Source organism: Leifsonia sp. NPDC058230, assembly GCF_042882245.1.
Lineage (GTDB): Bacteria > Actinomycetota > Actinomycetes > Actinomycetales > Microbacteriaceae > Leifsonia.
Genome location: NZ_JBHVWM010000003.1, coordinates 363,060 through 376,137, shown reverse-complemented (window position 1 = coordinate 376,137; position 13,078 = coordinate 363,060). Strand labels below are relative to the sequence as shown.

Annotated in this window: 11 protein-coding genes; 7 read left to right on the top strand and 4 right to left on the bottom strand. The window is 69.5% G+C overall.

Translation table 11 applies throughout. The annotated features are described in order from the left end of the window. Positions 1 to 219 precede the first annotated feature (219 nt). Entirely contained in the window at positions 220 to 1,200 is a 981-nt protein-coding gene (locus ACFVV0_RS11660) for an aldo/keto reductase (RefSeq protein WP_387062793.1), read from the bottom strand. A gap of 26 nt (positions 1,201 to 1,226) precedes the next feature. Then, the gene (locus ACFVV0_RS11655; RefSeq protein ID WP_387062790.1) at positions 1,227 to 2,402 is read right to left on the bottom strand and encodes an ABC transporter permease; all 1,176 of its coding nucleotides are present in this window, start codon (positions 2,400 to 2,402) and stop codon (positions 1,227 to 1,229) included. A gap of 89 nt (positions 2,403 to 2,491) precedes the next feature. Here ACFVV0_RS11655 and ACFVV0_RS11650 point away from each other — a divergent pair, with 89 nt between their 5' ends. Beyond that, a complete protein-coding gene (locus ACFVV0_RS11650; protein WP_387062787.1) occupies positions 2,492 to 3,085 on the top strand; it encodes a TetR/AcrR family transcriptional regulator in 594 nt (197 codons plus the stop codon). Between the two features lie 4 nt (positions 3,086 to 3,089). Here ACFVV0_RS11650 and ACFVV0_RS11645 read toward each other — a convergent pair whose 3' ends face one another. Further along, positions 3,090 to 3,887, bottom strand: a complete 798-nt coding sequence (locus ACFVV0_RS11645) for an alpha/beta fold hydrolase (RefSeq protein ID WP_387062784.1) — start codon at positions 3,885 to 3,887, stop codon at positions 3,090 to 3,092. A gap of 87 nt (positions 3,888 to 3,974) precedes the next feature. Between ACFVV0_RS11645 and ACFVV0_RS11640 the strand changes: the two genes are divergently transcribed. The 4 genes from ACFVV0_RS11640 to ACFVV0_RS11625 are packed head-to-tail and all read left to right on the top strand — an operon-like array spanning position 3,975 to position 8,485. Continuing rightward, positions 3,975 to 4,889, top strand: a complete 915-nt coding sequence (locus ACFVV0_RS11640; protein WP_387062781.1) for a DUF4349 domain-containing protein — start codon at positions 3,975 to 3,977, stop codon at positions 4,887 to 4,889. 9 nt (positions 4,890 to 4,898) lie between these two features. Beyond that, complete coding sequence (locus tag ACFVV0_RS11635) at positions 4,899 to 6,077, top strand: acyl-CoA dehydrogenase family protein (RefSeq protein ID WP_387062778.1); 1,179 nt, start codon at positions 4,899 to 4,901, stop codon at positions 6,075 to 6,077. A 30-nt stretch (positions 6,078 to 6,107) separates the two neighbouring features. Beyond that, the gene (locus tag ACFVV0_RS11630; protein WP_387062775.1) at positions 6,108 to 7,220 is read left to right on the top strand and encodes an aminopeptidase P family protein; all 1,113 of its coding nucleotides are present in this window, start codon (positions 6,108 to 6,110) and stop codon (positions 7,218 to 7,220) included. Further along, entirely contained in the window at positions 7,217 to 8,485 is a 1,269-nt protein-coding gene (locus ACFVV0_RS11625) for a DUF445 domain-containing protein (RefSeq protein ID WP_387062772.1), read from the top strand. Before ACFVV0_RS11630 ends, ACFVV0_RS11625 begins: the two co-directional genes overlap by 4 nt. 15 nt (positions 8,486 to 8,500) lie before the next feature. Here ACFVV0_RS11625 and ACFVV0_RS11620 read toward each other — a convergent pair whose 3' ends face one another. Then, positions 8,501 to 8,884, bottom strand: a complete 384-nt coding sequence (locus tag ACFVV0_RS11620; protein ID WP_387062769.1) for a DUF3054 domain-containing protein — start codon at positions 8,882 to 8,884, stop codon at positions 8,501 to 8,503. Between the two features lie 124 nt (positions 8,885 to 9,008). Between ACFVV0_RS11620 and ACFVV0_RS11615 the strand changes: the two genes are divergently transcribed. Continuing rightward, complete coding sequence (locus tag ACFVV0_RS11615) at positions 9,009 to 11,915, top strand: aminotransferase (RefSeq protein WP_387062766.1); 2,907 nt, start codon at positions 9,009 to 9,011, stop codon at positions 11,913 to 11,915. Positions 11,916 to 11,952: 37 nt separating this feature from the next. Next, positions 11,953 to 13,074 carry an epoxide hydrolase family protein gene (locus ACFVV0_RS11610; protein ID WP_387062762.1) on the top strand — a complete coding sequence of 374 codons (1,122 nt, stop codon included), beginning with the start codon at positions 11,953 to 11,955 and terminating at the stop codon, positions 13,072 to 13,074. The last annotated feature ends 4 nt before the right edge of the window (positions 13,075 to 13,078 follow it).

Below are 13,078 nucleotides of genomic sequence, written 5' to 3'. Positions count from 1 at the left end.
TTCGGGATGCACGCTCGGGACATTCGAGACGCGCTCGGGAGGCCGGCGTGCACAACGAAGGAGGAAACGCGCGACACTCCGATGAGAACTCCGTCCCGACGGAGAATCGGCTCGATCCGGCCGATTTCACCGACCGTCGGGGGCGGTGGTGTGGCGCGTCGGGGAGCACTGCCACGGTATGCCGGCACCGGCCACCGGCCACCGGCCACCGGCCGCGGGCTACCAGCGGGTGTGGACGGCGGTGCGGAAGTACGTGTCGTAGAGCGCGGGGACGGCCGCGATGAGGGATGCGGGCAGCGTTACCGAACCCGCGGCGGCATTCGCACGCGCCTGGGCCACCGACCGTGCCCCGGGGATGACGCTGCTCACGCCGTCGAGCTGCGCCACCCAGGCGATGGCCGCCTGAGCGGGAGTCAGGTCGTCCGGCACCAGGGCCGCGAACTCCTGTGCGGCGGCCACGCCCGTCTCGAAGTCCACGCCCGAGAAGGTCTCTCCCACGTCGAACGCTTCGCCGTGGCGGTTGTAGTTGCGGTGGTCGTCGGGCGCGAACGTCGTGTCGGTCGTGTACTTTCCGCTGAGCAGTCCAGAAGCGAGCGGCACGCGCGCGATGATTCCGACGCCGGCTTCGCGAGCGGCCGGGAGCACACGGTCGAGCGGCTTCAGCCGGAACGCGTTCAGGATGATCTGCACCGTCGCGGTGCCGGGCCGGGCGATCGCCGCGAGGGCCTCATCCGCGGTCTCCACGCTCACGCCGTAGTTCGCGATCGCGCCCTCGGACACGAGCGTGTCGAGGGCGTCGTAGACGGCATCCGACGAGAACACCGGAGTCGGCGGGCAGTGGAGCTGAACGAGGTCGAGCGTTTCGACGCCGAGATTGCGGCGCGAGCTGTCCGTCCACTCGCGGAACTTCGCGAGCGTGAAGTTGGCCGGGTCCTGCGCCTCCCGGCGGCCCATCTTCGTGGCGACCGTGACACCCGCATCCGGGTTGGCCGCGAGGAAACGACCGATCAGCTGCTCGCTGCGGCCGCCTCCGTAGACGTCGGCCGTGTCGAAGAAGGTGACCCCCGCATCCCGGGACGCCTCGAGCACCGCAAGCGCGTCGCCTTCGCTGACGTCACCCCAGTCCCCTCCGAGCTGCCAGGTTCCGAGACCGACGACTGAGACGTCACGGCCCGTTCGGCCGAGTGTGCGCTGCTGCATCTCTCCAGCGTAACGGCCGGGCCGCCCTACACCGGCTGCGTGACCCGGCCGGACTCGCCCGCCGGCTCACCAGCGGGCTCGCCGGCGCCCTCCGCCGCACCCCGATCGCCGGCACGCTCGGCTTCGTGCCCGGCGGCCCGGACCAGCACCTGGTCGCGGAAATGGCCTGCGAACATCGCAATCACCCCCACCATCGCCCAACCCGCCAGCACCAGCCACGCGAACGTGGCGTTCGCATCCGGGAAGTACGAGAGATCGCGAACGAGGGTTCCGGATGCGCCGGGCACGAACCACTGCCCGATCGCGCCCCACGGCGCGACGGTGAACTGCAACGGCTGGGCTGCCGACGACAGAGGATTGCCGATGAGGATCGTCACGATGGCGCCGACCGCGATTCCCACCCTGCCGAGGACCGCGCTCATCCCGACGATGAATGCGGCGGTGGCGAACATTGCGAGGCTGACGGCGAGACCGTTGATCCAGAAGTCGCCCTGGAGCACCCCGAACCAGCCCTGCATGATGCCGACGACCGCGAATCCGCCGGCCAGGCCGTAGACGGTGACGCTCATGAGCCGGCGCCAGACCCCGGCGACGAGAAGGGAGATGAGGATGCCGCCGACCATCCCCCCGAGCACCAGCGGGAAGGAGGCCGCGGTGAGCCCGAGGCCGCGCGCGTCGGTCGAGGCGAGCGGAACGACATCGGTCACCGTGACCTCGATCGCGGGAGGAGCCGTGCCTGCGGGCAGCTCTCCCCCCGCGACGGCCTGCTGCACCGCCGCAGCTGCGTGGGTGTTCGCCTGAGCCTGCAACCGACCGGCGATCTGCCCGAGGATCTGACTGACCGCCGCACCGTTGGCCGACGCCGTGAGCACCTCGGGACGGTCGCCGAGCACGATCGCGCCGTAGACGTCCCGGGCACGGATGAGCTCGACGGCCTTGTCGCGCGAGGCCACCCCGGTCACGGCGAACGTTCCGCTCCCCTCGGCGTCGAGCGTCTTCGCGACCTGCGCGACCTGCTGGCTCGATCCCGCGATCGCGAGCGGAACGTCTTTCACGGAGGAGGTGATCGTCGGCCAGAGGAAGGCGAGCAGCACCACGACCACGACCGCAGAGGCCGCCAGGGCGAGCCCGATGGCGCGCGGCCACGGCGTGCGCGGCGTATGCGACGGAGTGCTGGCCGGCGGGAGTGCGGCTGCGGACATGATGGCCTCCTAAAAGGAATGTTCGTTCTTTATCGTCCGCGCCCGCGCATCCCTTGTCAAGAACGAACATTCTTTTTTATTGTTGACCTATGCCCAAAGTCAGCGAAGAGCACCGCACCGCCCGCCGCACCGAGATCGCGGGAGCCGCGCTGCGGTGTTTCGCCCGCAAAGGCTTCCAGGCCACCTCCATGGCCGACATCATCGCGGAGTCCGGCCTCTCGGCCGGAGCGATCTACGGCCACTACAAGAGCAAGGAGCAATTGATCGAGCTCGCGATCGCCGACGTTCTCGACGGCCGTTTCCTCGATCTGGCCGACGCACGGCGTCACCAACCGATCCCCGATCCGGGTGCGGTCGTCGGAATGCTCGTCCACGGCATCGAGGGACAGATCGGCACTCTCTCCCTGCTGGTGCAGGTCTGGGGCCAGGTCGTGGTCGACCCCAAGCTCCATCCCCTGATGAGCTCCATCGGCACGCGGGTGCGCACCATGCTCACCGCCTACCTCACCGACTGGTACGCGACGGCGCTCGGTCACGACCCGGAGAAGGCGGCGGAACTCGCCGCCCGGTACGCGCCGCTCTACGTCGGGATCGTGCAGGGTTACGTCGTGCAGTCGACGATCTTCGCCGACTTCGACCGGTCCGCGTACCTCGCGGCCGCCTCGGGCATCCGGCCGAGCTGACCGACTAGCCGATCGCGGCAGAGACGACCCTCGCCAGCCGCTTGCGGATGATGTGGTCGTTCGCCTCCACCCGGTGCATCGAGACGTGGCGCATCGTCTCGATGACGGCGAGACTGCCCGGCGCGATGAAGGCGTCGAGCGATCCGTAGACCACTTCGATCGGCACGCGCACGCGGGCGAGATCGCTCACCACCGTCTGATGCTCGATGCAGTTCTCCAGCGACTTGACGAAAGGGTCCCAGTTCTTCTCGGTGATCTCGAACACGCCCTTGATCGGCAGCAGCCGGGCGAGCACTCTGGCGTTCAGGATCGTGAAGTCCTTGTTCGCCCGCAGGAATTCGTAGGCACGCAGGTAGGCGCTCACCCGGCTGCGCACCCGCCGGTCGCCGATCTCGTCGGGCGATCCGTAGATCGGTGGCCCCACGAGCACGAGCGTCGAGAGCTGTGACGGATGCACGGCGGCGTACCGCGCGACGATCAGGCTCCCGAGGGAGTGCCCCACCAGCACGAACGGTTCCCGCAGCCGGAGCGAGCGGATGGTCGCGTGCAGCGCGGCCACATGCTCCTCCAGGCTGTAGGTCGCATCCTCCGGGGCAGGCGAGCGGCCGAAACCGAGGATGTCGATCGAGATGACCCGGTGCCGTGGCTCGAGCAGGGGAACGAGGTTCTTGAAGGTTACCGACGACGACGCGATCCCGTGCACGAGGACGACGACCGGACCTTCGCCGACGTCGCCGGCGATGTGCAGGACCGGCGCGCCCCAGCCGAACAGCGTGCGGGTTCTGTCGGAAAGCCAGCCCATCTGCCCATTATCGACGAGATCGGATCGTGACCGGATCGTCGCCGGACCGTGACCCGCCGGGGATTCCCCCGACTTTAGGGTGATGCCATGAAGCGCATCCTGTCCGCAGAGGGCACACGAGCGAAACGCCGGGCAGGCGCGGTGGTCGCCGTTCTCGCCGCGGCGATCCTGCTGGCGGGATGCACGAGCTCGGGTAGCGGCAGCAGCGGCGGCAGCGCGGGCAGCGTGGCCGAGAATCCGACGAAACAGGGCGCGGCCGATTCGGCCGCCGATCCGGCGACGAGCGAAACGGTGCTCTCGTCGAACCGCGACATCGTGACGACCGGAACGGTCTCACTGACCGTGGCCGACCCTATTGCCGCTGCCGACGCCGCGACCGGGGCGGTCGAACGGGCAGGCGGACGTGTCGACAGCAGCACCGAACAGCCGGGCACGGCGGGCGAGAAGGCGGGCGCGACCCTCGTGCTGCGCATCCCGGCGGAACGGCTGTCGACAACGCTCAGCACCATCAAGCGCCTGGGAACCGTGAACAGCGTGTCGCTGAAGTCGGACGACGTGACGACCCGGTCGAGGGATGTCGACGCACGCATCACCGCCCTCCAGACCTCCGTCGATCGCCTGCTCGCTCTGATGAGCTCGGCGACGACGACCGCCGACCTGATCACGATCGAGTCGACCCTGTCTGCTCGGCAGGCCGAACTCGACAGCCTCACGGCGCAGAAGGCCGCGCTCGACGATCAGGTGGACATGTCGACCATCACCCTCGAGTTGCACGCGAAGGGCACCGTGGCTGCACCCGCACCGGCGAGCTTCTGGAGCGGTCTCGGAACGGGATGGGACGCGCTCGTCGCCACGCTGGGCGGCGTACTGGTCGCGCTCGGCGTGCTGCTCCCCTGGCTGGCGGTGGTCGGCGTGGTCGGAGGCGCGGTCTGGTTCATCGTGCACCGGATGCGGGCCACAAAGCGGGCGCGACCCCTGCCCGGCGAGACGCCGCTCCCATAGGCTGGGGGCGTGACCGAGGCACGCTTGATCCCGCACGAGGGTCCGCTCCTGACCGACGCCCTGCTGGAGCGCATCCGCTCCCGGGCCGCCGGGTACGACGCAGAGAACGCGTTCTTCCTCGAAGACTTCGAAGAGCTCACTCAGCTCGGCTACCTGAAGGCGCTCGTGCCGGCCGAATACGGCGGCCTGGGCCTCAGCCTCGAACGGGTCGCGCGTGAGCAGGTGAGGCTGGCCGGGGCCGCCCCCGCGACAGCGCTCGCGGTCAACATGCACCTGGTCTGGACCGGAGTCGCCAAGGTGCTGCGCGACCGCGGCGACGATTCCCTCGACTTCCTCCTGCGCGAGGCGGGTGCCGGCGAGGTTTTCGCGTTCGGGCTGAGCGAGGCCGGCAACGACCTCGTGCTGTTCGGCTCGACGACGGATGCGCGACCCGAGCCCGACGGCTCGTACCGGTTCTTCGGCACCAAGATCTTCACCTCCCTCTCGCCGGGCTGGACGCGGCTCGGCACGATGGGACTCGACACGGTCAGCGCCGATGCGCCCAAGATCGTCTACGGGTTCATCAGCCGCGACGGCGATGGGTTCGAGATCCGCGAGGACTGGGACACGATCGGGATGCGCGCCAGTCAGAGCAACACGACCGTGCTCGACGGTGCGTGGTCGCCGGCCGAACAGATCGTGCGCAGGCTCGATCCCGGACCCAACCCCGATCCACTCGTGTTCGCGATCTTCGCCAGCTTCGAGATCCTGCTCGCCGCGGTCTACACCGGGATCGGCGCCCGAGCGCTCGACCTCGCCGTCGCCGCCGCCCACCGGCGTACGAGCCTCAAGAACGACGGCCGCAGCTATGCGAGCGACCCCGACATCCGGTGGCGAGTGGCCGACGCTGCGATCGCTCAGGATGCGCTGCTCCCCCAGCTCGACGCCGTCGCCCGCGACGTGGACACGCTCGTCGATCGGGGCGCCCAGTGGTTCCCGACGCTCGTCGGCCTGAAGGTGCGGGCCACCGAGACGGCCCGTCAGGTGGTCGACCAGGCCATCCGCGTCGCCGGAGGATCGACCTACTTCGCCGGTAATGAGCTGGGGCGGCTCTACCGCGACGTGCTCGCCGGGATCTTCCACCCCTCCGACGACGAATCGGCTCACTCCACGGTCGCGAACGCGTGGCTCGGTGCGCCGGAAGACTGAACCCCCAGCCCTCAGCGATAAGGAGCACGCATGAAGACGATCACGTCGGAGCATTTCGACGAACGACTCGGGCGCGGTGCCGAGCAGGCCAGGGCGGCGGGCTTCGACGGGCTGCTGATCGCCCCGGGTGCCGACCTCGCCTACTTCGCCGACTACCTCCCCATCGCGACGACCGAGCGCATCACGCTCCTCGTCGTCCCTGCCGAGGGCGATCCGACCATGATCGTTCCGATCCTCGAGCACGACAGTGCCGTCGAGACCCGCGCTGCCGGGGCCATCCGCTTCGTCGACTGGTCCGATGGCACCGACGAGTACGTGCCGACAGCGGCTCTGCTGAAGCCATCGGGCCGGTACGCGGTGTCCGACGCCCTGTGGGCCATGCATCTGCTCGGCCTGCAGCAGAGGCTTCCGGATGCGCGCTTCGAGTCGATCTCGCGCGCCCTCCCCATGCTGCGTGCGGTCAAGGGCGACGACGAGATCGACCGGCTCGCCGCGGCGGGAGCTGCGGCGGACGCCACCTTCGAGGACATCCTCGGCGTGCGCTTCGCCGGCCGAACGGAGAACGAGGTCGCGGCCGACCTGGCCAGGCTGCTCCGTGAGCACGGGCACTCGCAGGTCGACTTCACAGTCGTCGGCAGCGGCCCGAACGGCGCGAATCCGCATCACGAGGCGGGTGACCGCACGATCGAACAGGGCGACATGGTCGTGCTCGACTTCGGCGGGATCATGGACGGCTACGGGTCCGACACCACCCGCACGGTGCACGTGGGCGAACCGACCGACGAGGAGCACGAAGTGTTCGAGGTCGTCAAACGCGCCCAGCAGACGGCGTTCGATGCTGTGCGCGTCGGAGTCGCCTGCCAGGAGATCGACCGCGCCGCCCGCGCCGTCATCGACGACGCCGGCTACGGCGAGTACTTCATCCACCGTGTCGGCCACGGCATCGGCATGACCACCCACGAGCCGCCGTACATGGTCGAAGGCGAGCAGCGGCCGATCGAGGCCGGGATGTGCTTCTCCATCGAACCCGGCATCTACCTCCCCGGGCGGTTCGGCGTGCGCATCGAAGACATCGTGGTCGCCACCGACGACGGCGCGCACCGGCTCAACAACAGCAGCCGCGAACTGCACATCGTTCAGTGACCGTCGCCGCCTCGCTCCTCTCGCCCGCCGACCTCGATCGGCGGCGGGCGCTGCGCCGCATGAAGACCCTCGCGGTCGCGTTGCTCGTGTTCATGGCTGCGGTGTTCGCCGTCTCGTTCGCCCTGCAGGACACGTATCCGTGGCTCGGCTACGTGCGGGCGGCGAGCGAGGGCGGAATGGTGGGTGCGCTCGCGGACTGGTTCGCGGTGACGGCTCTGTTCCGGTATCCGCTGGGGTTGCGCATCCCGCACACCGCGATCATCCCGAACCGCAAAGACGAGATCGGCGAGAGCCTCGGCGAATTCGTGGAGACCAACTTCCTGTCGGACGAGGTCGTGTCGAACAGGCTCGCCTCGATCGACATCGCCGGTGCGGTGGGCACGTGGGTCGCGCGACCCGAGAACGCGCGGCGGGTCGTGGCCGAGGCGTCGACCGCGCTGCGAGGCGTCGCATCCCTGCTCGACGACGACGACATGCGTGACGCGATCGAGGCGATCGCGCGCCGGCATCTGATCGAGCCCGAGTGGGCGCCGCCGATCGGCCGGCTCGGCGAACGCATCCTCGCCTCCGGCGGTCACCACGAGGCTGTCGACCTGGCTCTCGACCGGCTCGCCGAGTGGCTCGACGCGCATCCGGATACGTTCCACGCGCTCGTCTCGGCCCGGCTCCCGTCGTGGGTCCCCTCGTTCGTGGACAAGCTGGTGGACGAGCGCGCGTACCTCGAGGTGCGGCGCTTCCTCGCGGACGTGCGTGCGAATCCGCACCACACGCTACGGAGGGCGCTCGACAGCTACCTCGCCGAGCTCGCCGATCGCCTGCAGCACGATCCGGAGACGATCGCCAAGCTGGAGTCGGCGAAGGGGCACGCATTCGACGATCCCCGCGTGCGCGAACTCGCCGGGACGGTCTGGCAGGCAGCACGCACGGCCGCCGTCGCTGCGCTCTCCGATCCGGACAGCGAGTTGCGGCGCCGGGCCGAGGCCGCGCTGTCCGATGCGGGTGCGAGGCTCGCCGCCGACCCCGCACTCGGTGCGAAGGTGAACGGCTGGCTCCAGGATGCGGCGGCCCACCTGGTCACGACCTACCGCCACGACATCGCCGGCGTCATCAGCGACACCGTGAAGGGCTGGGATGCGAGCGAGACCACCGAGAAGATCGAACTGCAGGTGGGCAAAGACCTGCAGTTCATCCGCATCAACGGCACGGTGGTGGGCGCTCTCGCCGGTCTCGCGATCTACACCGTCGCGACGCTGCTCATCCGCTGACCGTCGGTCGCCGGGTCAGGATGCGCGGCGCACGACACGGCGGCGCGTGATCGGCAGCGCGATCAGCCGCCAGCCGATGAGGAAAACACCGAGCACGATCGTCGCGACCACGATGAAGCTCGCTGCGGTGCCCTCTCCGGCGGCGAAGCGCAGAAGCATCCCCACGGCGACGGTCATCAGCCAGATCGGGATGCCGGGCCAGAGGACTGCGAGGGGCCGGCGCCAGGCGAACGTGACGAGCCAGCCCAGCAGCAGCCCGACGAAGAATGGCCACATCGTGTCGAAAACACCCGCGACGGTCTCCGCTTCGCCGTGGCTGCGGCGGCCGATGAGCACGAAGACCAGAACGAGCACGACATCGATCACGAACGCGATCAGCGGTGCCCTCCAGGTCTTCACGGTCCGATGCTACGCGGCGCCAGCCGTGCATTGGCTGGCAGCGATGCGAGCGGGATTCCGCACCTGAGCGCGTGGTCGACTGCTCAGTAGACTGACGCCACCGACCGAGCCACAGGAGTCTTGCGTGCCGAATTCCGACTTCCTCGCCCAGCCGTCGCTCCCACGACCCCTGGTGACGATGGCGGATGCGCAGACGATCGCCGCCGAACGGTACGGACTGACCGGCAGGCTCACCGAACTCGGCAGCCAGCAGGAGCGCAATTTCCGCATCGACACCGGCCACGACCGCTACGTTCTGAAGCTCGCGAACCCCGTCTTCTCGCTGGACGAGCTGAGTGCGCAGAACGCTGCGCTCGCAGCTCTGGCCGGGTCGGGCGTGCGCATCCCCGCCGTCGTTCCGGCCCGCGACGGCAGCGAGATCGTCGCCGTGGACGTACGCGGCCAGACCCTGCACGCCCGCGTCCTGAGCTACCTCGACGGTGAGCCGCTGACCGGCGTCGCCGAGTTGTCGAGCGACCAGCTCGGCACCCTCGGAACACTGGCCGGACGCGTGGCAGCCGGCCTCTCCGGCCTCGCGCACCCTGGGCTGTCGCGCACGACGCAGTGGGATGCGCGCATCGGCGGCGAGGTCGTCGACCTCCTGCTCGCCCACGTCACGAACCCCGCCAAGCGGCGGATCGTGCGCGAGGCGACGGACGCGGCACTCCTCCGGCTCGCACCGCTCCGTTCCCGGCTGCGCACCCAGGCCGTGCACGGCGACGTCACCGACGACAACATCGTGCTGGGCACCGCGACGGATGCGACTCCCGGCGTGATCGACTTCGGCGACGTGGCCACCGGCTGGCTCGTCGCCGAGCTGGCCGCCACCGTCGCCTCGGCGCTGCATCACGTGCCGGCCACGCCGTTGGCGGTGCTGGAGACGATCGTCGCCTTCGCCGGAGAGTGTCCGCTCGACGATGCCGACCTCGCCGCCCTCTGGCCGCTCGTCGTGCTGCGGGGTGCGGTGCTCGTCGTGAGCGGCGAGCACCAGGTGACCATCGACGCCGAGAACGAGTACGCCGACGAGAACCGCGCCCACGAGTGGCTCGCCTTCGATGTCGCCCGGCGTCTCGACGCGGATGAGCTGGAAGCGCTCATCCGGTGGCGCCTAGCCGGGGACGGCACAGCGCAGAGCGCGGAGGACACCGCCGACGCCACCAGCCGTACCGACCGCGTGGTCCACCTCGCCTCCACGCGAGAGCACCTGGCCGACCTCTCCACGACGAGCCACGCCCTCGACGAGGGCCGCTGGCTCGATCCCGAGACCGAGCGCGCAGTGCTCGCCGGAATCGCCGCCACCGCAGGCCATGCGCTGACGCGGTTCGGCGAGTACCGGCTGACGCGTGCATCCGTCGACCGGGCCGACGCATCCGCGACCCTTGCTCTCGGGGTGACGCTGCACGCACCCGCGGGTGTCGAAGTGGTAGCGCCGTTCGCGGGCGGCCTGCGCCCGATCGGCGGCTCGTGGTTGCTCAGCGGACCGGAGGCCGACCTGTGGCTGGACGGCCTCGAGGATGCGGTCGCGGCCTCGTCGGTCACCGCCGGCGAGCGTCTCGGCACGGCGACCACGCTCACTGTCCAGCTCTCGCTCCTGCGCGGCCACCGTCCTCCCGCGTTCGTGACCCCGACGATCGATCGGGAACTCTGGCTGCGACTGTGCCCCGACCCGTCCGCCCTCTTCGGCATCGACCTGGTCGCCCCCGACGTCGACCCCGCCGCCGTGCTCGATCGCCGGGACGGTGCGTTCGCGCACGTGCAGGAGCACTACTTCGCGCATCCGCCGCTCATCGAACGAGGCTGGCGCCATCACCTCGTCGACACGCGCGCTCAGAGCTACCTCGATGTCGTCAACAATGTGACGCAGGTCGGGCACGCCCACCCACGGCTGGTGTCGGCCGTGCGTGACCAATGGGCGCTGCTGAACACCAACTCACGGTTCCACTACGAGGAGCTCGTGCGGTTCACCGAGCGGTTGGCCGGGCTGGCGCCCGATCCGCTCGACACGGTCTTTCTCGTCAACAGCGGCAGCGAGGCCGTCGACCTGGCGCTCCGGCTCGCTCAGACCCACAGCGGCGAGCGCACCGTCTTCGCCGTCGCGGAGGCGTACCACGGGTGGACGGTCGGCGCCGATGCGGTCTCGTCGTCGATCGGCGACAACCCGCGGGCACTGGAAACGCGACCGGACTGGGTGAGGCTGCTCTCGTCGCCGCACGTCATGCGCGGCCGGTACCGCGGCGCCGACGCGACTCCCCACTATCTCGCCGAGCTGGATGCGGAACTCGCCCGCCTCGACGGGTCCGGCACCGGAGTGGCCGGCTTCATAGCGGAGCCGGTCTTCGGAAACGCGGGCGGGGTCCTCCTGCCCGACGGCTACCTGCAGGGGGTGTACGAGCGCATCCGGGCGCGTGGCGGCGTCTGCATCGCCGACGAGGTGCAGGTCGGCTACGGCCGGCTGGGCGACTACTTCTGGGGTTTCGAGCAGCAGGGCGTCGTGCCCGATGTCATCACGATCGCGAAGGCGATGGGCAACGGCCACCCGCTCGGTGCGGTCATCACGACCAGGGCGATCGCGGACTCGTTCGCCGCCGAGGGCAGCTTCTTCTCGTCGGCGGGCGGCAGTCCGGTCAGCTCTCGGGTCGGCCTGACCGTGCTCGACATCATGCGCGACGAGGGGCTGCAGCAGAACGCCGTCGACGTGGGCGGTCACCTGGCCGGCCGGCTGCGCGAACTCGGTGAGCGGCATCCACTGATCGGGGCGGTGCACGGGCTCGGCCTGTACCTGGGCGTCGAGCTGGTGCTGGACCGTGACACCCTCGAACCGGCGACCATCGAGGCCGCCCTGGTCTGCGAGCGGATGCTCACCGAGGGCTGCGTCGTCCAGCCAACCGGCGACCACAAGAACATCCTCAAGATCAAGCCGCCGCTGTGCTTGACGAAACAGAGCGCCGACCGCTTCGCCGATGCCCTCGACCTGGTGCTCGCGACTCTCTGACCACCTGCCTGTCGGCGGCGCGGCATAGCCTCGCTGTATGGCCAACTTCACCGCGCCCGAGCCTTTCCATATCGCTGTCCCCGACAGCGAGCTCGACGACCTGCGAGAGCGGCTCGCACGCACGCGTTATCCGGTGCAGACCCCGGCCGAGCCTTGGGAGGCCGGGGTGGACATCCCGTACCTGGCGGGCCTGATGACCGAGTGGCGCGACACCTTCGACTGGCGTGCGGCCGAGGAGCGACTGAACGCCTTCCCGCAGTTCACGGCGACCGTGAACGGGGAACGCATCCACTTCGTGCACCTCGCAGCGACCCGGCGACCGGATGCGCGGGAGCCGATCGCGATCATCCTCAGCCACGGCTGGCCGTACTCCTTCATCGAGCTGCTGCCGTTGGCGCAGCGCCTCGCTACCGACGGATTCGACGTGGTCGTGCCGTCACTGCCGGGATACGGGTTCTCCGACGTGATGGCGGAGCCGTTCACCTCCCCGGCGGTCGCCGAACGCTGGCACGTGCTGATGACCGGGGTGCTCGGCTACGAGAAGTACGCGACCTACGGTGAGGACGTGGGAACGTGGACGAGCGATCGTCTCGCCGCCGTGCATCCGGAAGCCGTCGTCGGCCTGTTCGCGACGCACGCGGCCTTTCCGCCCGCGGAGCGGAGCGCCGACCTCACGACCGAGGAGCAGGCCTTCGTCGACGGGCTGGCCGCGAAGTGGAAGCGCGCAAGCGCGTACTCCGCACAGCAGTCGACCCGGCCCGACACCCTCGCCGTCGGCCTCACCGACTCCCCCGCCGGCCTCGCCGCCTGGCTCGTCGAGAAGTTCCGCGAGTGGAGCGGCACCTCCGAGATCTCCGACTACTGGACCCGCGACGAGTTGCTCACGACGATCTCGCTCTACTGGTTCACGGGCACGATCGGCACGTCGTTCCGCGCGTACTTCGACGACAGGGACGAACCATCGATGCCGATGATCGATGTGCCGGTCGGGGTGTCCATCCAGTGGGGCGAGCGGGGCTTCCCGCGTCACTACGCCGAGCGCACGTACACCGATATCCGGTTCTGGAACGATCTGCCGAGCGGCGGGCACTTCACGGCCAAGCAATCGCCCGACGAGGTCGCCGCCGACATGCGCACATTCTTCGACGCACTCCGCTAGCCGA